Origin of the sequence: Faecalimicrobium dakarense (assembly GCF_000499525.1) — a bacterium.
Classification (GTDB): Bacteria; Bacillota; Clostridia; order Peptostreptococcales; family Peptostreptococcaceae; genus Faecalimicrobium; species Faecalimicrobium dakarense.
On record NZ_HG529252.1, the window covers coordinates 22,401 to 43,742 of the forward strand.

Annotated in this window: 17 protein-coding genes and 1 pseudogene; 13 read left to right on the plus strand and 5 right to left on the minus strand. The window is 27.6% G+C overall.

Annotation, left to right across the window (positions count from 1 at the left end):
• Positions 1-3: 3 nt before the first annotated feature.
• Positions 4-812 (minus strand): annotated as a pseudogene (locus BN899_RS20750) (undecaprenyl-diphosphate phosphatase).
• Positions 813-944: 132 nt separating this feature from the next.
• Here BN899_RS20750 and BN899_RS03365 point away from each other — a divergent pair.
• The 4 genes from BN899_RS03365 to BN899_RS03380 all read left to right on the plus strand — a co-directional run bounded on the left by BN899_RS03365 (position 945) and on the right by BN899_RS03380 (position 5,833).
• Positions 945-1,853, plus strand: a complete 909-nt coding sequence (locus BN899_RS03365) for a tyrosine-type recombinase/integrase (RefSeq protein WP_042272925.1) — start codon at positions 945-947, stop codon at positions 1,851-1,853.
• A gap of 87 nt (positions 1,854-1,940) precedes the next feature.
• Positions 1,941-3,383, plus strand: coding sequence for an adenylosuccinate lyase (gene purB, locus BN899_RS03370; RefSeq protein ID WP_042272927.1), 1,443 nt, complete (start codon positions 1,941-1,943; stop codon positions 3,381-3,383).
• Positions 3,384-3,672: 289 nt separating this feature from the next.
• Positions 3,673-5,187, plus strand: coding sequence for a glutamate/gamma-aminobutyrate family transporter YjeM (gene yjeM, locus BN899_RS03375; protein WP_042272929.1), 1,515 nt, complete (start codon positions 3,673-3,675; stop codon positions 5,185-5,187).
• 193 nt (positions 5,188-5,380) lie between these two features.
• Complete coding sequence (locus BN899_RS03380) at positions 5,381-5,833, plus strand: MarR family winged helix-turn-helix transcriptional regulator (protein WP_042272931.1); 453 nt, start codon at positions 5,381-5,383, stop codon at positions 5,831-5,833.
• 29 nt (positions 5,834-5,862) lie between these two features.
• Here BN899_RS03380 and BN899_RS03385 read toward each other — a convergent pair whose 3' ends face one another.
• The gene (locus BN899_RS03385) at positions 5,863-7,083 is read right to left on the minus strand and encodes a pyridoxal phosphate-dependent aminotransferase (RefSeq protein WP_042272933.1); all 1,221 of its coding nucleotides are present in this window, start codon (positions 7,081-7,083) and stop codon (positions 5,863-5,865) included.
• A gap of 295 nt (positions 7,084-7,378) precedes the next feature.
• Here BN899_RS03385 and BN899_RS03390 point away from each other — a divergent pair, with 295 nt between their 5' ends.
• Both BN899_RS03390 and BN899_RS03395 read left to right on the plus strand, forming a co-directional pair.
• The gene (locus tag BN899_RS03390) at positions 7,379-8,131 is read left to right on the plus strand and encodes an exodeoxyribonuclease III (RefSeq protein WP_042272935.1); all 753 of its coding nucleotides are present in this window, start codon (positions 7,379-7,381) and stop codon (positions 8,129-8,131) included.
• A gap of 198 nt (positions 8,132-8,329) precedes the next feature.
• Positions 8,330-8,656 (plus strand): hypothetical protein, encoded by a 327-nt coding sequence (locus BN899_RS03395; protein WP_042272937.1) that lies wholly within the window; start codon positions 8,330-8,332, stop codon positions 8,654-8,656.
• Positions 8,657-8,743: 87 nt separating this feature from the next.
• Here the strand turns inward: BN899_RS03395 and BN899_RS03400 are convergent, their stop codons facing one another.
• The gene (locus BN899_RS03400; protein WP_242824062.1) at positions 8,744-9,451 is read right to left on the minus strand and encodes a 3'-5' exonuclease; all 708 of its coding nucleotides are present in this window, start codon (positions 9,449-9,451) and stop codon (positions 8,744-8,746) included.
• A gap of 306 nt (positions 9,452-9,757) precedes the next feature.
• Here BN899_RS03400 and BN899_RS03405 point away from each other — a divergent pair, with 306 nt between their 5' ends.
• Positions 9,758-11,656 carry a type I glutamate--ammonia ligase gene (locus BN899_RS03405; protein ID WP_042272939.1) on the plus strand — a complete coding sequence of 633 codons (1,899 nt, stop codon included), beginning with the start codon at positions 9,758-9,760 and terminating at the stop codon, positions 11,654-11,656.
• Positions 11,657-12,178: 522 nt separating this feature from the next.
• On the opposite strand, the gene BN899_RS03415 is transcribed toward BN899_RS03405, so the two are convergent.
• Positions 12,179-12,802: a DUF3786 domain-containing protein gene (locus BN899_RS03415; RefSeq protein ID WP_042272943.1), complete on the minus strand. Its 624-nt coding sequence runs from the start codon at positions 12,800-12,802 to the stop codon at positions 12,179-12,181.
• Positions 12,803-12,957: 155 nt separating this feature from the next.
• Between BN899_RS03415 and mglB the strand changes: the two genes are divergently transcribed.
• The 4 genes from mglB (at position 12,958) to BN899_RS03435 (ending at position 17,667) form a co-directional block, all read left to right on the plus strand.
• Complete coding sequence (gene mglB, locus BN899_RS03420) at positions 12,958-13,998, plus strand: galactose/glucose ABC transporter substrate-binding protein MglB (protein ID WP_042272945.1); 1,041 nt, start codon at positions 12,958-12,960, stop codon at positions 13,996-13,998.
• 92 nt (positions 13,999-14,090) lie between these two features.
• Entirely contained in the window at positions 14,091-15,626 is a 1,536-nt protein-coding gene (mglA, locus tag BN899_RS03425; RefSeq protein WP_042272947.1) for a galactose/methyl galactoside ABC transporter ATP-binding protein MglA, read from the plus strand.
• Complete coding sequence (mglC, locus tag BN899_RS03430; protein ID WP_042272949.1) at positions 15,610-16,644, plus strand: galactose/methyl galactoside ABC transporter permease MglC; 1,035 nt, start codon at positions 15,610-15,612, stop codon at positions 16,642-16,644. Before mglA ends, mglC begins: the two co-directional genes overlap by 17 nt.
• Before the next feature lie 198 nt (positions 16,645-16,842).
• Positions 16,843-17,667, plus strand: a complete 825-nt coding sequence (locus BN899_RS03435; protein ID WP_052356551.1) for a peptidoglycan DD-metalloendopeptidase family protein — start codon at positions 16,843-16,845, stop codon at positions 17,665-17,667.
• Positions 17,668-17,702: 35 nt separating this feature from the next.
• On the opposite strand, the gene BN899_RS03440 is transcribed toward BN899_RS03435, so the two are convergent.
• Positions 17,703-18,824, minus strand: coding sequence for an MGDG synthase family glycosyltransferase (locus tag BN899_RS03440; protein ID WP_042272950.1), 1,122 nt, complete (start codon positions 18,822-18,824; stop codon positions 17,703-17,705).
• A 143-nt stretch (positions 18,825-18,967) separates the two neighbouring features.
• On the opposite strand from BN899_RS03440, the gene BN899_RS03445 reads away from it, so the two are divergent.
• Complete coding sequence (locus tag BN899_RS03445) at positions 18,968-20,305, plus strand: hypothetical protein (RefSeq protein WP_042272952.1); 1,338 nt, start codon at positions 18,968-18,970, stop codon at positions 20,303-20,305.
• 62 nt (positions 20,306-20,367) lie between these two features.
• A partial coding sequence (locus BN899_RS03450) for a M42 family metallopeptidase (protein ID WP_042272953.1) occupies positions 20,368-21,342 on the plus strand: 975 nt, incomplete at its 3' end.

Sequence of the window (21,342 nt, forward strand, 5' to 3'; positions counted from 1 at the left end):
ATACTAAAAGAACCAGAAATAAGTAAGTACTATTATTCCTAGAACTATTCTATAGTAACCAAATGCTTTAAAATCATGCTTTTTAATATAATCCATTAAAAACTTTATAGCAAATACTGAAACAACAAATGCCACTATAGATCCTACTGCTAGTACAAGCCACTCAAATCCAGTAAATGAAAAACCTGTTTTTAAAAGTTTTAAACCACTAGCACCAAGCATAGTTGGTATAGCTAAGAAGAATGAGAATTCTGCAGCTACATATCTAGATGCACCTAAAAGCGTAGCACCTATTATAGTAGAACCAGATCTAGATGTACCAGGTATTAAAGCTAAACATTGGAATAATCCAATACCAATAGCTAACTTATATGTAAGTTGTGAAAAATCATTAACTTTAGGTTTTTATTTCTGCTTTCAAGAACTATCATTATTATTCCGTAAACTATAAGTGCTATAGCTACAGTAGTTGAATTAAAGAATAACTCATCTATTTTATCTTCATATAATATACCAATTATACCAGATGGTATAACTGCAATTATAACTTTAATCCATAAATCTATAGTTTCACGTTGTTGAATTCTGCTCTTCGAGCTATCAAATGGATTTAATTTTTTAAAGAATATTGTAAGAACAGCAAGGATTGAACCAAACTGAATTACTACTAAAAAGGTACTTATAAATTCAGGACGCATATTTAGTTTTAGAAATTCATCAACTAGTATCATATGTCCAGTACTACTTACAGGTAACCATTCAGTAATTCCTTGAACTACACCCAAAATAATAGCTTTTAAAATATCAAGCATATTAATTACCTCCAATTTAAAATCTAAGTAACGAAAATACGTTAACTATAAAAGTATATCAATATTATAAGATATATTCAATACATAAGATTAAATACTAAATAAATTATAAAGAATAAGAAAGGAAAAAGTATGTATACTACAAAGGGATTAGATGATTATGAGTACGAAGTTTTTAAAAGTTTTTCAAGAAAGCTAAGCCCAACAACAAAGCATGACTACTTATCTAAAATAACTTTATTTAAAGAATTTCTAGAAAATAAAGAATTAGTCTATGTAACAAAACATGATTGTAAAAAGTTTATAGACTATATAAAAGAAAAATATGCAAAATCAACTTGTGAAAAGATTTATAGCTATTTACATAGTTTCTATAATTTTTTAATGAAAGAAGAATATATAGAAATAAATCCTTTTAGATATGTGGAAAAACCAGCAGTAACAAGAATAAAAACTAAAGATGATGTACTTAGCATACAAGAAATAAATAAGCTTATAGACGTTTTGCACAAATTAAATATTAGAGATAGAGTAATAATAGTATTCTTAATAACTACTGGATGCTTATTAAATGAGCTTGTCAACTTAAAATGGAAAGATATAATGGTTGATGAGAAGGATAACTATTACACTAAATTAGGAAAAGGCAGAAAAGAAAGAATAGTTAAACTTCATCCATATTGCTTTAAATTAATAGAAGATTATAGGGACTACTCAGGATTAGAAGAAATTATAACTCCAAGTGAAGATTTTGTATTTACTACACAAAAGAGTAATTCTATAACAGATAGAAATGTAAGGTTAATAGTAAGTAAAGCATTAAGTTTAGCAGGGCTTTCTCAGTACTCAGCAAAAGATTTTAGACACTCATTTGCAGCGATAGCATTAAGATTAGGAGCAGAGGAAGAGGACATAAAAAATCAACTAGGATGGAGCGATAAATATTATGCAATAAGATATAAGTATGTTTTAAACTTTGTTGATAGTGAAAGTGTAGACTACTTAGCTAATAATGAGAATCTAAAGATAAACGAAAAGTGAATATGAACATAAATAAAAAAAAACTTGTTATAGTTCGGTATATTTTGTATAATTAGGTTATAAAAAGACTCAAGGAAGGTGCAAATTATGATAGATAACAAATATAACACATATACGAATCCTCTAACAGACAGATACTGTAGTAAAGATATGAGCTACATATTCTCACCACAATTTAAATTTTCTACTTGGAGAAAATTATGGGTTGCACTTGCAGAAGGAGAAAAAGAACTAGGAATAAATATAACTGATGAACAAATAGCTGAGTTAAAAGCTAATATAGAAAATATAAATTTTGATGAAGCTAGAAAAATAGAAAAAGAAGTTAGACATGATGTTATGAGTCATGTAAAGGCATATGGTATGCAATGTGAAAATGCTAAAGGTATAATACATTTAGGTGCTACTTCAGCATATGTTGGAGATAATACAGATGTTATACAAATGAATGAAGCATTAAAGCTTATAAGAGTTAAGCTTGTAAACCTAATAAACAACTTAAAAGAGTTCGCTTTAAAATATAAAGATATGCCAACACTTGGATTTACTCACTTTCAGGCAGCTCAACTTACAACAGTAGGTAAAAGAGCAACTTTATGGGCTCAAGATTTAATAATAGATTTAGAAGATCTAAACTATAGAATAGAAAATATGAAACTAAGAGGTGTTAAGGGTACTACTGGTACTCAAGCAAGCTTTGTTAGCTTATTTGAAGGTAATACAGATAAAATAAAAGAACTTGATAGATTAGTTTGTGAAAAAATGGGATATAAATCTTCATACGCTGTAAGTGGGCAAACTTATACAAGAAAATTAGATTATCAAGTAATAAGTGTATTATCAGGAATAGCTCAAAGTATGCACAAAATGACTAATGATATAAGACTTTTACAAAGTTTAAAAGAATTAGAAGAGCCATTTGAAAAAAATCAAATAGGTTCATCTGCTATGGCTTACAAAAGAAATCCAATGAGAAGTGAAAGAATAGCATCACTTTCTAAGTTTATAATAGCAGAAACAATGAGTCCTGCATTAGTACAAGCTACTCAATGGCTAGAAAGAAGTTTAGACGATTCAGCAAATAAAAGATTATCTATACCTCAAGCATTCATGGCAGCAGATGCTATAATTGAAATAGGAATGAACGTAACTGATGGATTAGTAGTTTATGAAAGTATGATAAATAAGCATATAAATGAAGAACTTCCATTTATGGCAACAGAAACTATTTTAATGGAAGCTGTGAAAAGAGGCGGAGACAGACAAGAACTTCATGAGATAATAAGAGAATACTCTATGAAAGCAGCTTACAGAGTTAAGCACGAAGGTCTAGATAATAATTTAATGGAGCTTATAATGAATGATGAATCATTTAAAATGAGCAAAGAAGAAATGTTATCTATAATGGACCCTAAAAACTTTGTGGGAAGAGCACCAGAACAAGTTGTAGAATTTGTAAATGAGACATTAGAACCTGCGATAGAGCCTTATAAAGAAGAGATAGGATTAAAAATAGACTTACATGTATAAAATTTTATATAAATAGATAAAAATAAACTCATATCGATAAGATAAATCAAATCTTAGATCGAAATGAGTTTATTTTTTTATAAATAATATGGAATATAACAATTAAAAAGCTAATGAAATTTATTAACTAAAAAATACAGGAGGATTAAATTCTAATTTGAAATCTAAGTAAATATTTTGATTTTATAAAAATATGTATAAAGTGTAGAAAATAAAAATATTGTATAAATGAATTAAAACGGTACTTCTTGCAAAAAGTAATGTTATATCAAACTAAGGAGGAATCATAATGGCAGGAAACACTAACACATCCAAAAAATTAACTCTTGTATCATTAATACTGATGATATTTACATCAGTATTTGGATTTGCAAATATGCCAAGAGCATTTTATTTAATGGGATATGCGGCAATACCATGGTATGTACTTAGCGCAGTATTATTTTTTATACCATATGCTTTTATGATGGCAGAATATGGAGCTGCATATAAGAAGGAGACTGGAGGTATATATTCTTGGATGGAAAAATCTGTAGGTGCTAAATATGCATTTATAGGAACATTCATGTGGTATGCATCTTATATAATTTGGATGGTAAATGTATCATCAACTATATGGGTGCCATTATCAAATGCAATATTTGGAAGTGATAGAACAGGTGAATTAGCGTTTTTAGGACTAAATGCTACTCAAATTTTAGGAGTACTAGGATGTTTATGGATATTATTAGTGACATTTGTATCTACTAAAGGAATCGAAAAAATAACAAAAGTAACATCTATTGGTGGTACAGCGGTAGCTTTATTAAATGTAGTATTATTATTTGGAGGATTTTTAGTATTAGCTTTAAATAGATTTGAATTTGCACAACCTATAAAAGATATAGCTAGAGACTTTACAGTATCTCCTAATCCATCATACCAAACACCAATAACTATGCTATCATTCTCAACATTTGCAATATTTGCCTTTGGAGGATTAGAAGTGCTAGGAGGGTTAGTGGACCAAACTGAAAATGCCGAAACGACTTTTCCTAAAGGTCTTACAATATCAGCTATAATAATAGCAGTAGGTTATGCACTTGGTATTTTTGCTTGTGGTATGTTTACTAATTGGTCAGCTATATTAAACTCCCCAAATGTTAATATGGCAAATGTTGCCTATGTGCTTATGAGAAACTTAGGATTCGAATTAGGAAGAGCATTTGGAATGGCTGATGCATCTGCCATAACACTTGGAATGTGGATAGCTAGATTTGTAGGTCTTTCAATGTTCTTAGCATTAACAGGAGCATTTTTCACATTAACATACTCACCACTTAAAACATTAATAGAAGGTTCGCCAAAAGAAATTTGGCCAGGAAGATTTAGTGAAATAAAAGATGGTATGCCTATAAATGCTATGAAAGTTCAAGCTATTATAGCAATAGCAATAATATTAATAGTTTCATTTGGTGGTTCAAATGGTAAAGCGTTCTTTAATTTATTAGCCCTTATGACTAATGTTGCAATGACTGTACCATATATATTCTTATCAGGTGCTTTTCCTGCATTTAAGAAAAAGCAATTAGAAGGAAAAGTTGAAAAACCATTTGTAGTTTATAAAACTTATGGGTCAGCTGTATTAGTATCTGTGATAGTTACTATTGTAGTTGGATTTGCTAATATATTTAGTGTAGTAGAACCAGCATTAGGTGGTAGAACTCTAGACACTATATTTATGGTAGCAGGACCAGTTGTATTTTCAATAGTTGCATTAATATTATACTCTATGTATGAAAGTAGACATTTAAATAGAAAGTAACATAATAAGTTAAAGCATATTATTTTAGTTAAATATAAACTAAAATAATATGCTTTATTTTTATTTAAATTTTAAAGATAGTAATAAATTGAATTATTTTATTATAAAAAGGTATTGTATTAATAAATATTTTAATGTAAACTATAATGGAATATCTAAAAATATGATAAATTATAATATCTGGAGGGGTAAAATGAATTATATAATATCAGACACAATAAGCTTTTTATCTAAAACATTTCCAAAAATATATTCAAGCCTTTATCTGGAGTACCTAAAACAATATGCAAGTACGTATAATGTAAATAAAACTCAGTTAAGAGCTTTACTATTTATAAAAAACAATGGATCTATAAGTATGACTGATCTATGTTCAAAGTTAAACATAGAAAAGGGAAGTTTAACTAGTATGGTAGATGATTTAGCTCAAAAAGGATTTGTAATTAGAGAAAAAGATTTATCAGATAGAAGAAAATACTTAATAAATACAACAGAAAAAGGAAATGAAATTGCCTTAGACTTTATGGAGAAATTAAGTGTTAAGCTAGAGGAAAAGTTTTCTAGATTTAGTGAGGATGATAGAAATAGATATATAAATGCTATAAATACCTTACAAGACATTTTAACTAAAAATGGAATTAAGTAAAAAGCAACCTATTTAGGTTGCTTTTTTACTTAATTAGCAGAAGTAGATAATTTATTATTGAATAACTTTATATATTCTTCAAGGCCCTCTTTAAGTAATGTTGCAGCTTTAAATAAATCATTTTCGTTAAGTATATAAGCAATCCTTATTTCATTACGACCAAGACCAGGTGTTGCATAAAAACCTTCAGCCGGGCATGCCATAACTGTTTCACCGTTTTTATTAAAATCTTTGAGCATCCAAATGACGAAATCTTCTGAATTTTCAACCGGCAATTTGGCTAGTATATAAAATGCACCAGTGGGTTTCTCGCATACAACTCCATCAACTTTCATTAGCTCATTATATAGCATATTTCTTCTATTTTCATACTCTTTATTAACTTCTTCAAAATAAGACGTAGGGGTTTTATAAAGCTGGACAGAACCGATTTGTTCTAATGTAGCAACGCAAAGTCTTCCTTGACATAGCTTAAGTATTTCAGCAACAAGTCCTTTGTTTTTACAACTTATAGATCCTATTCTAGCTCCACAGGCACTATATCTTTTAGATACACTATCTATAATAATAACTCTATCTTTTATTTCATCTATATTTCCAAAACTTGTATACTCAAGTCCGTCATAAACAAATTCTCTGTAAACTTCATCTGCTATTATCCAAAGATTATGTGTGATAGCTAAGTTTGCTATCATATAAATTTCTTCTTTTGTATAAACTGTTCCAGTTGGATTTCCTGGATTGGAAAGCAATATACCTTTAGTTTGAGGGGTAATTAAAGATGTTATATAATCTTTAGATGGGAGATGAAAACCATCTTCAGCATTAGTAGTAATAGGCTTTATATCTACATTAATAGATTGACTAAAGCCATTGTAGTTAGTATAAAAAGGTTCTGGGGCTAGTAAATTATCTCCTGGATCGCATATAGCCATCATAGTGAAAAGCAAGGCCTCACTTCCACCATTTGTGACAAGTATTTCATCATTTTCAAAATGCATATCGTATGTGACATAGTAGTCTTTTAAAGCTTTTATTAGTTCTGGAATGCCTGGTGATGCAGCATACTCTAAAACTTCGCTATTAAAATTTTTTACTGCGTTAAAAAAACTTTTAGGTGTCTTAATATCTGGTTGACCTATATTTAAGTGATAAACTTTAATTCCTCTAGCTTTAGCATCAAGTGCATAAGGAACTAATTTTCTTATTGGAGAAGCCTGCATAGAACTAACTCTCTTTGAATATTTCATTAAAAATACCCCCTATTAAATTAATATAGAAGACTAAAATTATAATGCGTATCCAAGTTTATAGTAACATAATTAAAATTAAAAATCACCTACAAAGTAGTAATATAGCCAATGTATACAGTACTAAAAAATCACTGATATAAAATTTATTTAATATATGAAAAAACTAAATAAACTTTATAAAAATTAAAATATTAAATTATAAAAGTTTACAAAATATATTACTATATGATAGATTATGATAAGAATTGGGTAATATAATTTTTATAAAGGTAGTTAAACTAAGGAGGAATAAATGAAATTTATATCATGGAATGTTAATGGGATAAGAGCTTGTGTAACTAAAGGATTTTTAGATTATTTTAAAGAAGTAGATGCAGATATATTTTGCCTGCAAGAAACAAAACTTCAGGAGGGACAAATAGATTTAGAACTTGAAGGATATCATCAATATTGGAATTATGCACAAAAGAAAGGTTATTCAGGAACTGCTATATTTACAAAAGAAAAGCCTTTAAATGTATATTATGGTATAGGTATAGAAGAACATGATACTGAAGGAAGAGTTATAACTTTAGAATTTAATGATTTTCATTTTGTAACAGTTTATACTCCAAATTCACAAAGTGAATTAAAGAGACTTGAGTATAGAATGAAATGGGAAGATGATTTTAGAGATTATTTAGTTAAGTTAGATAGCATAAAGCCAGTTATAGTATGCGGAGACTTAAATGTAGCTCATGAAGAAATAGATTTAAAAAATCCTAAAACTAATAGAAAAAATGCAGGATTTACAGATGAAGAAAGAAATAAATTTAGTGAATTTTTGAAAGAAGGATTTATAGATACTTATAGATACTTTAATCCATCAAAAGAAGGAGCATATTCTTGGTGGTCATATAGATTTAATGCAAGAAAAAATAATTCTGGATGGAGAATTGATTACTTTGTAGCATCTAAAAAGTTAGAGGACAGGTTAGTAAGTGCTGATATTCATAATGAAATATTAGGTTCAGATCATTGTCCAGTAGAATTAGTTATTAAATAAAAATAAAAAATTGAAAAATAATTAATAAAAAGCCATATGTATTAATATAATATAATATCGAACCGCTAAATTTGAGAAGTTTCGCCGACACGTTGCCCAGGCAATAGATGTTAGAGTGTAAAATATCATTAGAAATATTAGCAAGAAATAGTACTAATATTTAGATTAAAGCGGATTTTTATAATTAGGGGGATACATATGAAGTTATTAGATCTTAAACATAAATTAGAAAAAGGAAAATCATTAGGGGCAGAAGTTGTATATATAAAAGAAGATAGTCTTATATGTGGAGTAGGCTCTATTTATAAAGATTGTGAAAACAAAAATATAACATTATTAAGATCAAAAGAAGAAAGTGTTAAAGTAAATGATTTTATGAAGATCTTAGATGAATTATATACTAGCGTAGGAGATGTAGATATTTTAATTGGAAATGATGAGCATAGTAGAGAGATTAAAAAAGAAATTAAAAGTGTAGAGTTTGCCCAATATGAATTAATAAAGATGTTATTTATAAATATATAAAAAGATAGACTATTTATAGTCTATCTTTTTTTATATTTTGGAGCATCTATCAAAAATTGATTAGTTTTGCCCATTTTATAAGCCAGATCAATTATTTTTTTTATCTTCTTTAGATAATTCTCTGTCTAAAATCTTGCTAAACTCGCTAAACAATTTATCATAATCAATTACTTTCTTAGGGCTACGCTTAACACTAGATGGTTTAACTGTAGTATATATATAAGTATCAGGAACAATACTTGGATTATAAATTCTTATGAAAACTTGTGCAGTATAGTATGCGTCATTTAATGCATTATGATAAGACTTTTCTTGCTTAACACCTAATATATTTATAGCATTTTGAAGGCCTATGCTTTTACCAACAGGGTTGTTAAAATGCTTAGACGCATGTTGTTGAATATTAATATACTCCTTAGGCAAAGACTTTGAAGGCAAATCGTAATACTTTATATTTCTATATAACTCTTTTAAGTCACCAGTTCCCCATACACATAAAATTGGATCTTTAGAAGATATAAATTTTTTAAAATCTTTATAAACTTGAACAAATCCTGGAGCATTTGAGACATCTTTCATTGTAATTCCAGTCATTTTTCCAACAAAAGGATGAATCCCTTTATATATTTCGGGTTTTACAAAACTATTAAATGTATCTATTATATTAAAACTACTATCTAATTTAATTGCACCAATTTGCACTATTTCAAAAGGACATCTTTCATTAGATACAGTTTTATTAAGTGATTTATCAAAACCTTGATTAAATTCTAAATCAAAAACTATATATTCCATGGCATCTTTCTCCTAAATTATCTTATGTTAATTATATAATAAATTAACTTATAAAGTAAAATAAATACTTACTCTTTAGTATACCCTATATTTATAAAAATGTTAAATTATTGTATAAATGATTTAATCAATTAAGAATAAAAATATTGCGAACCTTTTAATGCTAATATATAATAAGTATAAATAAATAAACGAACAAAAAATGTATATACAAAGAAAGTATACGAAGTGTTAAAAAGTATCTTGGACATGTTTCTTTTTATTAAGTTATAAAATATTATATCAATAGATTGGGGGAGTGGTAATATGAAAAAATTATTATACACTATAGCAAAAGAGAATCATAATGAAAAAGATTTACGTGAAATTTTAAGTGAAAATGAAAACATCAAGTTTGTTTCTTTAATGGGGGTAGACCTAGGAGGAAATGCAACGGATGAGAAGATACCAATGAAATTATTTCTAGATGATATAGATGACTTTTTAGAATCAGCTATACAAACGGATGGATCTAGTGTTGAGCTTCATAATATAGCAACGCTAAATAATGCTAAAGTAGATTTAATGCCCGATGTTGATAGTAAATGGTATATAGATTATAATTTTGAACATATTGATGAAGAGCTTAATTTACCAGTAGGTACACTAAAAATACCTGCATTTTTAATACATGATAATAAGAAAGTATGTTCAAGGGGTATACTAAAAAAGGCAGAGAAAAACTTTAAAAAATCTCTTTTAGAACTATTTAAAGAATATCCTCATGTTATAAATAATATCGGAATAAAAGATGTATCAGATATAGAAGAAATAATATTAACATCAGCTACAGAATTAGAATTTTGGGTAAATACACCAGAAGATAAAGCTGATTTAGAAAAATTATATGTATCGCAAAGTTTAAAAGAACAGTATTGGAAGAGGACTCATGGTATTATAAGAACTTGTTTAGAGAAAAGCTTAATATTACTTGAAAAATTAGGTGTAAATCCAGAAATGGCTCATAAAGAAGTTGGTGGTATACATCGTTCTATAAGTATAGATGGTAAAACAAATCATGCAATGGAACAATTAGAAGTTTCATGGAAATTCTCGACTCCACTTCAAGCAGCAGATACTGAATTATTAGCAAGGGAAGTTATTGAAGATGTTTTTGCATCAAATGGATTAGAAGTTACATTCAAAGCAAAGCCAATACATGGAGTAGCAGGAAGTGGAGAGCATACTCATGTAGGTGTAAGTGCTAAATTAAAGGATGGTAGCATAAAGAACTTATTTGCTCCAAAAGATATGAAAGAAGATTATTTAAGTGAAATAGGATATGGAGCACTTATGGGAATACTTCATAACTATGAAGTACTAAATCCAATTGTAACATCATCAAATGATGGATTTAATAGATTAGTACCAGGATTTGAAGCTCCAGTTTGTATAGTTACATCTTTAGGGCATTCTTATGAAGTGCCATCAAGAAATAGATCTGTACTTGTTGGATTAGTAAGAGATATAAAAAGTCCAAAATCAGTAAGACTTGAACTAAGAGCACCGAATCCTCTATCAAATACTTACTTAGTAATAGCAGGATGTTACCAAACGATGTTAGATGGTATAAAGGCTGCTGCAAAGAGCAAATTAAGTACAAGAGAACTTGAGAAAGAACTATCTAAGAATGTAGGTGAAGAAAGCTTCTACTTAGATACAAATAGAGCATACAGAGATGAGCAAGATGTATTTAAACATTATACATTAGAGGAAAGAAATGAAAGATTTGGAGCACCACCAGCAACTGTTTATGAAGCTATGAAGAATTTAGAAACTTACTCTTATAAACTAGAAGCTTTAAAACAAGGAGATGTATTTAATGATGCTATAATAAATTCATTTAAAGCAGGTGCTATAGATAGGTGGACTAAAGAATTAAAAAATAGAATAATTAAAGAAGATATAGAAACTATAGTTTCATATGCTAAATTACACAATAAAGAAAATATGGATGCATTAGATGAAGTTATGTGGAATTCAATATCAGATATTAAGTTTAAGGTAATGAAAGATACATTAACTAAGACATCATTATTTACTCAAATAAGAGATGCAATAGAATGTAAGGATTATAAAAAAGCATCTGATTTACAACTTGAATTAAGTACTGAGATGGAAGAAATAGAAAAATTATATATGCAATATAAGAAAAATATATATTAATGCAAATAAAAAAAGAAGAGCTAACTCTTCTTTTTTTATTTCTAAGTAGATTATAAATTCTAATCGCTATACTTTAAATACTAAGTGAACGATTAAGCTTATAAACAATAAGTAAGCGCAGATATTAATTGTAGAATTAGGAATTATATTTTTTGAGGAAAAAAAATTAAATTTAATTATAAAAATTAGGACAAATATAATAACATATCCTGAATTAATAAAAAAGCCATGTATACTATAAAGAGCTAATACATGAAGTGTTGCAAATAATAAAATCATCAATATAAAGAAAGAATTGTATTTAGTTAATACAGGTAATATTTTATTGACGATTTTTTTTAGTTTTAAATTATTAGATATATAGTATATATCTCTTAATAAGTACATTAAAGTATATAATAATATAAACACTGAGGATATAAAGCCAGATAAAATAGCTAAATCTTTAATCATTTATAAATCCCCCTTTTCCTATTACTATATAATATTTAAATATATTAAATATGTGAATAAATAATATATTTAAATCTGTTCTTTAATGTTTTTTGAGATTAAATCAATAGCGATATCAGGAACTACAGCTAAATCTTCAGTATTAAAATAATAAGTTATATTTGAGTCAAATAGTATGTTTGCATTTGCTTCAAATTCATCATCACTAAACCAAATAATAAATATCATAAATGTATTACCTACAAAATTAAACTTATAAGCTAAATCGCCCATATTTACTTTCTCAGCCCCTAAATTATCCATAAAAATTTTGTACTTATCTATACAATCGGAAAATTCATAAGCTAGTCTTTTTATGGTTCTATTTAGAAAATTATTATAGTAAACGTTTCCGCCAGGGATTTCTTTAAAGGTAATAAATTTATTAGTAGGAGGTATACCTGTTGCATTTAATAAGTATCGAGTAATTATAATATCTAACTCTAAATTATTAGATTTTTCTAAGATTTTGCCACTTGGGTATTCCATAGTAAACAAATTATTCATTAAATTAATTTCAAATATAGATAAATCCTCATTAAATTTAACATTACTCAATTTACTAATATCATTAGGGTCTAGATTTTTAATTTTTTCTCTGGAGTAGTCAAGAACCAAATTGTAGTTACTTTTTTTTATATCTTTTGCATTCATATTTTCTAACCTCCTATTAATAGACTAAAAATTCTAAAAAATTATATATAATTTATTGCGAAATGAAAAGAAAACGTTTTATAATAAAATTAAGAAAACGTTTTATAAGGATATATTTATATTATATCTTAAAATTTATCTTAGGGGGTATTTGTATGAATAAAAGAGGGATTTTAGCGTTAAGTATGGCTGCAATGATGTTATTTTCAGTTGTAGGGTGTAGTTCATCAGAGTCTGATGGAGGAAGTGAAAAGGGGGGAGCATCAGACCTGCCAAAAATAGGTGCTACAATATACAAATATGATGATAACTTTATGTCTGCAGTACGTAGAGAATTAGAAGCAAATGCAAAGGATAAAGCTGAATTAATAATCAATGATTCACAAAATGACCAAGCAAAACAATTAGAACAAATTGATACAATGATAGCAAAAGGTGTTAAAGTACTAGCTATAAACTTAGTTGACCCGAAAGCTGCAACTACAGTTATAGAAAAAGCTAAAGCTGCAGAACTTCCTGTAATATTCTTTAATAAAGAGCCAGATAAAGCTGCAATGGAAAGCTATGATAAAGCTTACTATGTTGGAACAGATTCAAAGGAATCAGGGGTTATACAGGGAGAAGTTATGGCTAAACAATGGGAACAAAACAAAGAAAAATGGGATAAAAATGGAGATGGAAAAATTCAATATGTAATGATAAAAGGAGAACCAGGACATCCAGATGCTGAAGCAAGAACAGAATATTCTATAAAAACATTAAATGAAAAAGGAATAGAAACTGAAGAGTTAGCGGTAGATACTGCTATGTGGGATGCTGCAAAAGCTACAGAAAAAATGGATGCTTGGTTAGCTAAATTTGGAGATAAAATAGAATTTGTAATTTGTAATAATGATGGTATGGCTTCTGGTGCAGTTGCTTCTCTTGAAAAAGAAGGATATTTCTCAGGAGATAAATTTATGCCGGTTATAGGTGTGGATGCTATACCAGAAATAATAACTCTTATAGAGAGTGATAAAGTAATAGGAACAGTATTAAATGATGCTATGAATCAAGGTAAAGCTGTTATAGACTTATCTATAAATGCTGCTTCTGGTAAAGATGTAGCTGAAGGAACTGATTGGAAATTATCTGATAAAGTTCTTCGTGTTCCTTATGTTGGAATAACAAAAGAAAATATAGGTGATGCAAAGTAATATAATACATAATTAAATAATAACTAAATAGTTTTAATAAACCAAGAAGATTAATTTAATCTTCTTGGTTACGTCTAAAGGAGGCGCAACTTTTGGAAAATATAAATAGTAAGTTTGTATTAGAAATGAAAGATATATCGAAAGAATTTCCAGGAGTAAAGGCTTTATCAAATGTAAATTTGAATGTTAGACCAGGAACAGTTCATGCCTTAATGGGTGAAAATGGAGCTGGTAAATCAACATTAATGAAATGTCTATTCGGTATATATCAAAAAAATTCAGGACAAATATTTCTAGATGGTAAAGAAATAAATTTTCAAAATACAAGGCAAGCCTTAGATAACGGAGTATCTATGGTACATCAAGAATTAAATCAGGTTAGGCAAAGAAATATATTAGATAATATATGGTTAGGGAGATATCCTAGAAGTGGACTATTTATAGATGAAGATAAAATGTATAAAGATACAATAAAGATATTTAAAGATTTAGATATTAATGTTGATCCACGTCAAAAGGTAAACTCTTTATCTGTATCACAAATGCAAATGGTAGAGATTGCAAAAGCTGTATCATATGATTCAAAGGTAATTGTCATGGATGAACCAACATCATCTCTTACTGAAAAAGAAGTAGACCATTTATTTAGGATAATAAATAAATTAAGAAAAGATAATGTAGCAATAATATATATATCACACAAAATGGAAGAAATATTAAAAATATCTGATTATGTAACAGTAATGAGAGATGGTCAATTAATAGATACAAAAGAATCTAGTGAATTAACTATAGATAATATTATTAGTATGATGGTAGGAAGAGATATGTCTAATAGATTCCCAACAAAGGATAATCATCCAGGGGAAGTAATATTAGAAGTAGAAAACTTTACTGAAGAAGATACGTTTGGATTAAAAGATGTTAGTTTTAGCCTAAGAAAAGGGGAAATTTTAGGGATAGCAGGATTAGTTGGTTCTAAAAGAACAGAAATAGTAGAAGCTTTATTTGGAATGAGAAAACTTCAAAGTGGAACTATTAAATTACATGATAAGGTAATTGAAAATAAACACCCAAGACGTGCTCTTGAGAATGGATTTGCATTAGTTACAGAGGAAAGAAGAAGCACGGGGATATTCCCTATGTTGAGTATAGAATTTAACTCTATTATATCGAATATGGATGCTTATAAAGCTAATGGATTATTTTTATCTAATAAAAAAATGTCAGGAGATACCAAATGGGTTATCGACTCTATGAATGTAAAAACTCCATCGCAAAAAACTCCAATAGGAAGTTTATCGGGAGGTAATCAACAAAAGGTTATCATAGGTAGATGGTTACTTACAAATCCTGAAGTTCTTATGTTAGATGAGCCTACAAGGGGAATAGATGTAGGAGCAAAATATGAAATTTATCAATTAATAAATGACCTTGCAAGTAAAGAAAAGGGAATAATAATGATAAGTTCAGAAATGCCAGAACTTATAGGGGTAACTGATAGAATTTTAGTAATGAGTAATGGAAGAGTTGCTGGAATTGTTGATTCAAAAAATACTACGCAAGAAGAGATAATGAAATTATCAGCGAAGTTTTTAGAGGGGGATAGCTATGAAGTCTCAAGTTAAAGAAACTATAAATAGTAAAAAATCAATAAAAGAGTTTGTTACAAATAATGCTATACAATTAGTTTTAGTAGCATTATTATTTATAATAATATTTATAGAACCTACATTTCTTTCTATAAATAACCTTAGAAATATATTAGCACAGTCATCTATACGTGTGATAATTGCACTTGGTGTAGGTGGAATAATAGTAACTCAAGGTACAGACCTTTCTGCAGGACGTATAATTGGCTTAGCAGCAGTTGTATCAGCATCGCTACTTCAAGCAACTGATTATGCTTATCGTATGTATCCAGATTTACAGAAACTCCCATTAATAGTACCGATAATATTAGCAATGATTCTATGTGGATTTATGGGAGCTTTAAATGGTTTTGCAGTAGCAAAACTTAAAACACCTCCATTTATAGCAACTATGGGTACGATGCTTATAGTATATGGATTAACATCACTATATTTTGATAGACCTCCATATGGAGCACAACCTATAGCTGGTCTTGATTTGGCATTTACAAAGCTTGCTCAAGGAAATATAGGTACAGGAAATTTTAGAATACCATATCTTATAATATATGCAATAATAATTTCTGTAATAATGTGGTTTATATGGAATAAAACTAAGCTTGGTAAAAATATGTTTGCAATAGGTGGAAATCCAGAAGCAGCAGAAGTTTCAGGAGTAAACGTTGCAAGAAATATTATAATAATATATGTAATAGCAGGGGCACTTTATGGCCTTGCAGGTTCGCTAGAAGCAGCAAGAGTTGGTAGTGCTACTAATAATACAGGATTTATGTATGAGATGGATGCAATAGCAGCATGTGTTGTTGGAGGAGTATCTTTTGCAGGTGGTGTTGGTAGTATAGGTGGTATTATAACAGGGGTTTTAATATTCCAAGTTATAAACTACGGACTTGCATTTATTGGAGTAAGTACTTATTTACAATTTATAGTAAAAGGTTTAATCATAATAGCAGCAGTTGCACTTGATACTAGAAAACATATTAAAAAATCATAAAATTTACATAAAAAATTAATTAGTAAAAACATAACACTCATATAAATATACTCAATAAAAAAAGACCCTTTATAGGGCTTTTTTTATTGAATATAAAGTATAAATCTTAAGAAAATGAATTTACTTATACAAAAAAAGTAATAAGTTCTATAAAAATTGTCAATATTAATAGATAGTGGAAAAAGGAGTGAAAAAATAATGAGTAAAACTATAAATAAAATGATGGTATTAACATTATTATCGATAAGTATTTTTATTTTAGGAAATAAAAACATAAATACATATGCACTAAATGAAAAAACTAATTTAGATTTATTACTTGAAAATAAAAAAGCACAAGAAGAGTTACAAGTAAAGATTAATGATTTGAAATCTAATATAGAAGCCCAAAATAGTCATATTAAGGAATTAGAAAATAAGGAAAATGATACTGAAGTTGTGAGTGTAAGCTTTGTGCCAGAAAGTGTGAAAAATAAAAATAATAGTATAAAAGACGAAGTAGCAAGTTTAACTAATGAAAAATATGAACTTGAAAAACAGTTAGAAAATTTTGTTATAGATGGTATAAAACTAGAAAAATCTATAGAAGAAGAAAAGTTAACATATTTAAATGAGAATAGCTTACAGTTTATACCAGGAGCATGGCCTCTTCAGTCTTACACAGAAATTAGTTCACCATTTGGAGAGAGGGTACATCCTATAACAGGAGAAGTAAAGTTTCATAGAGGAATAGATATACCAGCGCCACAAAATACAGATATATTATCTTCTGATGATGGTATAGTAATATTTTCCGGAAGCCAAAATGGTTATGGTAATGTAGTAAAAATTAAGCATTTTGATGGTAAAAAAACTGTATATGCCCATAATACTTCAAATGTGGTCAAAGAAGGGGATATAGTTAAAAAAGGACAAGTAATAGCAAAGGTAGGAACAACAGGTAACTCTACAGGAAATCATGTACACTTTGAAACAATAGTAAATGATGAAAATATAAATCCTATCAATGCTGTAAATAAATAAAAAATAGAAGAGCCTAACATAGGCTCTTCTATTTTTTATTTATCTAATAATTCAAATATATAATCTGAAATGCTGTCAGAATGTATTGTATTTTTAAAATCAATTATATTTGATTGCATAAAATCTTTTAAAGAATCAAACTCTCCAGAAGATAGACTATAAAAAAGTTTTTTTAAATCGTCTTCATCATGATATAAAAGACCAACTCCTTTATCAATTATAAATCTAGCATTTTCTATCTCTTGTCCGATTTTAGGAACTCTAACTATGACAGGTGTTTGAGAATGTATAGCTTCAAATAAAGTAGCACCACCAGGCTTTGTTATCATAAGATCATAATCTTTTACTAATTCATGCATATTGTTAACATACCCTAAAACGTTTATATTAGAAAGAGGTTTTTCAGCTGTTAAATTATTATATAATTTAGCATTACTACCTGTAATGATAGTTGCCTCTATAGAGTTTTTGTAATTATCTAAAAATTCATCAATCCAATACATAAAATCTTCACTTATATCAAATAAACCTCTACCTCCACCTAATATTAATAATCTATACTTATTAGGTATAGAAGTTTTTTCATTAGCGTGAAACTTTTTATTAATAGGTACGCCTGTTACCTTAATAGAATCAGGAGACATTCCCTTTTGAACAAACCTATTTCTAATCTCAATAGAAGGAACAAAATACATATCTGTAGTCGGATATACCCACTCAAGGGAGTCTACTACATCAGTAATAACTGTTAATGTAGGTATATTTATATCGGGACATTTCACTTTAAAGTTATCTACACAAGCAGCTGCAAGAGGGAACGTAGATATAATTAAATCTGGATTTTTATCAAGTATATAATCTGTAAGCTTAGGAGTATAAAGCTTATGAGAAATATCGTATTTAGATGTAAATGATTTTTTTAAATAATAATAATAGTTATATAAAGCAGGAGTATACTTTGTATTTCTTTCATAAAACTTAACCATTGGATCATTTGCCTTTGGCGCACTTGCAATCATAAAATTTTGAATAGTAATATTACATGTATTATCTTTTTCTAAAATAGCATCTTTAATAGCATTAGCAGCACTTATATGTCCAGCACCAAATTGAGCTGTAAGTATTAAAATATTTTTAGATTTATCTTTTTCAATCAATTTATCACCTCTATTAGATTTAACTTACCAATTATAGTATTATACATCTCAAATTGGATTTAATCAATCATATTAAAACTTATTAATTTTAGAAGGAAATATTTATGATAAGTTGAACATTTATAAATAAAGAGGTGTAAGTTATGGAGAATATAAGTACAAAAAATGAATTTAAAAAAGAAGATGTAAGTAATGATTTTATCTATGGATTAAAGTCATTAATATACTCTATAATAGGCCTAATTATTTTTTTTATACCAATAAAATCAAATGGACAAGTACAAACAATAATATATCATCTCTCATATAAATTGCAAATAGACGCAAGACCTTTATTAGAACTTTGTATAGTTTTATATACAACTATAGGGTGTTTAAAGTCTATATTTTCGTATAAAGATAAAAAAAATAGTATAAAAAAAATGTTTTTATACATTCGCCTATTAAGCATTTTAATATTAATAAATATTTTTTATGGAAAAAATACAATTATTTTTTTAGATGATAATGTATTACTTCTAATTAATGAGGTTATTCTAAATATAGCTACAGTACTGCCAATAAGTGCAATATTTATGCCATTTATATTAGAATATGGTCTTTTAGATATAGTAGAGTCCTATTCACAAAAGACTATGAAAAAAATATTTAAATTAAGTGGTAAAAGTATAGTAAATATATTGGTATATTTATTTGTAGATACTTTTAGTGGATTATTTATGACTAATAAATTATATAAAAGTGGAAAGCTAAGAGAAATTGAAGCTTGTATGATAATGCTAAATTTTTCTATAATATCATTTCCTATGAGTATTTACGTATCCAATGAACTAGATATAAATAGATTTGATTTTACAATAGTCAGTATATTTATAGCAATAGTTATGAATATTATATTATGTAGAATATATCCTTTAAATAAAAAGAAAAAATCATATTATATTAAAACGGGATATAAAGAAACTATACATAAAGATAATAAATTTCAAAAAGGATTAGATAAGCATCTTAGTAATAAAAATACAAAAAGTATATTTGTACATATATTAAATAATGCTGAAGAATCTATAAAAATTGTTATGGAGCTAATACCAAATATAGTAATTATTTTATATATAGGAAATGCAATAATTAATGCAGATATTATTATAGAGATACTTAAATATATAGTAAATCCATTATCTCAAATATTAAAAATTCCAAATACAAATGAATTTAATGAATTTTGCGTCAATTTATTTTATAATAATGTTGTAGCTATAGATATATTAAATAAAAATATAGAATATACAACTAGATTTCTAATTGGAATAGTTTCATTATTAACTTGTACATCACTAACTAGTAACATAGCGTATATTTCAAATACAGAAATTAAAATAAGTAAAATGGAATTTATAATATCTTATTTAGAAAGATTATTTATAATAATGATTTTTTACTCTATACTGCATTATTTTTATATAGGGTACATAACTTGATAAATTAAAATACAACAATAAAAACAATTCAAACATTATAGATTTATATAGGAGGTAGCAATTTGCACAATACTAAAATAATAGAAAATTATTTAACGGAATTATTGAACATACCTAGTCCGACAGGATATACAAAAGATATTATTAATTATATAAAAAAAGAATTAGATAATATGAATGTAGAATATAAGATTGGAAATAAAGGTATGTTAGTAGCTATAATAGAAGGAATAGATAAAGAAAATGAAATTACATTTTCAGCTCATATAGATACTTTAGGTGCTATGGTACAAGAAATAAAAGCAAATGGAAGGCTGGCAGTATCTCAAATAGGTGGATACATGATGAATACAATTGAAGGAGAGAACTGCTTAATACACACAAGAGATAATAAAAAATATGAAGGTACACTACAAACTATAAAACCATCTATTCATATACATGCAAGTGAGGCAAAAGAATTGCCAAGAGATTGCAAAAATTACGAAATAATAATTGATGAAGAAGTATTCTCAAAGGATGAAACAAAAAATTTAGGAATAGATATAGGAGATATTGTTTCATTTGATACTAGAACTAAAATAACTAATTCAGGATATATTAAGTCTAGATACTTAGATGATAAAGCATCTGTAGCAGCTATACTTTATGTTATAAAATATATGAATATAAATAATATAAAGCCTAGAAATACTATAAACTTCTTATTTAGTAATTATGAAGAAGTTGGGCATGGCTGTGCGACATTTATACCTAAGAACACAACGGAATTTATAGCAGTTGATATGGGATGTCCAGGAGAGGGCCAAAACTCAACAGAATACGATGTATGTATATGTACAAAAGATTCTAGCGGACCATACGATTATGATTTTATAAGTGAAATTGTTAATATTTGCAAGGAAAATAATGTAAACTATAAATTAGATATATACCCAAATTATAGCTCAGATGCAACAGCTGCCTTAAAAGCTGGATTAAATGCAAAATTTGCACTTATAGGACCAGGTATATTTGCATCACATGGCTATGAAAGA

Excerpts from the sequence above, each read along its gene's own strand:
- BN899_RS03365 (WP_042272925.1), top strand. The coding sequence starts at position 945 with ATGTATACTACAAAGGGATTAGATGATTATGAGTACGAAGTTTTTAAA.
- purB (WP_042272927.1), top strand. The coding sequence starts at position 1,941 with ATGATAGATAACAAATATAACACATATACGAATCCTCTAACAGACAGA.
- yjeM (WP_042272929.1), top strand. The coding sequence starts at position 3,673 with ATGGCAGGAAACACTAACACATCCAAAAAATTAACTCTTGTATCATTA.
- BN899_RS03380 (WP_042272931.1), top strand. The coding sequence starts at position 5,381 with ATGAATTATATAATATCAGACACAATAAGCTTTTTATCTAAAACATTT.
- BN899_RS03385 (WP_042272933.1), bottom strand. The coding sequence starts at position 7,083 with ATGAAATATTCAAAGAGAGTTAGTTCTATGCAGGCTTCTCCAATAAGA.
- BN899_RS03390 (WP_042272935.1), top strand. The coding sequence starts at position 7,379 with ATGAAATTTATATCATGGAATGTTAATGGGATAAGAGCTTGTGTAACT.
- BN899_RS03395 (WP_042272937.1), top strand. The coding sequence starts at position 8,330 with ATGAAGTTATTAGATCTTAAACATAAATTAGAAAAAGGAAAATCATTA.
- BN899_RS03400 (WP_242824062.1), bottom strand. The coding sequence starts at position 9,451 with ATGGAATATATAGTTTTTGATTTAGAATTTAATCAAGGTTTTGATAAA.
- BN899_RS03405 (WP_042272939.1), top strand. The coding sequence starts at position 9,758 with ATGAAAAAATTATTATACACTATAGCAAAAGAGAATCATAATGAAAAA.
- BN899_RS03415 (WP_042272943.1), bottom strand. The coding sequence starts at position 12,802 with ATGAATGCAAAAGATATAAAAAAAAGTAACTACAATTTGGTTCTTGAC.
- mglB (WP_042272945.1), top strand. The coding sequence starts at position 12,958 with ATGAATAAAAGAGGGATTTTAGCGTTAAGTATGGCTGCAATGATGTTA.
- mglC (WP_042272949.1), top strand. The coding sequence starts at position 15,610 with ATGAAGTCTCAAGTTAAAGAAACTATAAATAGTAAAAAATCAATAAAA.
- BN899_RS03435 (WP_052356551.1), top strand. The coding sequence starts at position 16,843 with ATGAGTAAAACTATAAATAAAATGATGGTATTAACATTATTATCGATA.
- BN899_RS03445 (WP_042272952.1), top strand. The coding sequence starts at position 18,968 with ATGGAGAATATAAGTACAAAAAATGAATTTAAAAAAGAAGATGTAAGT.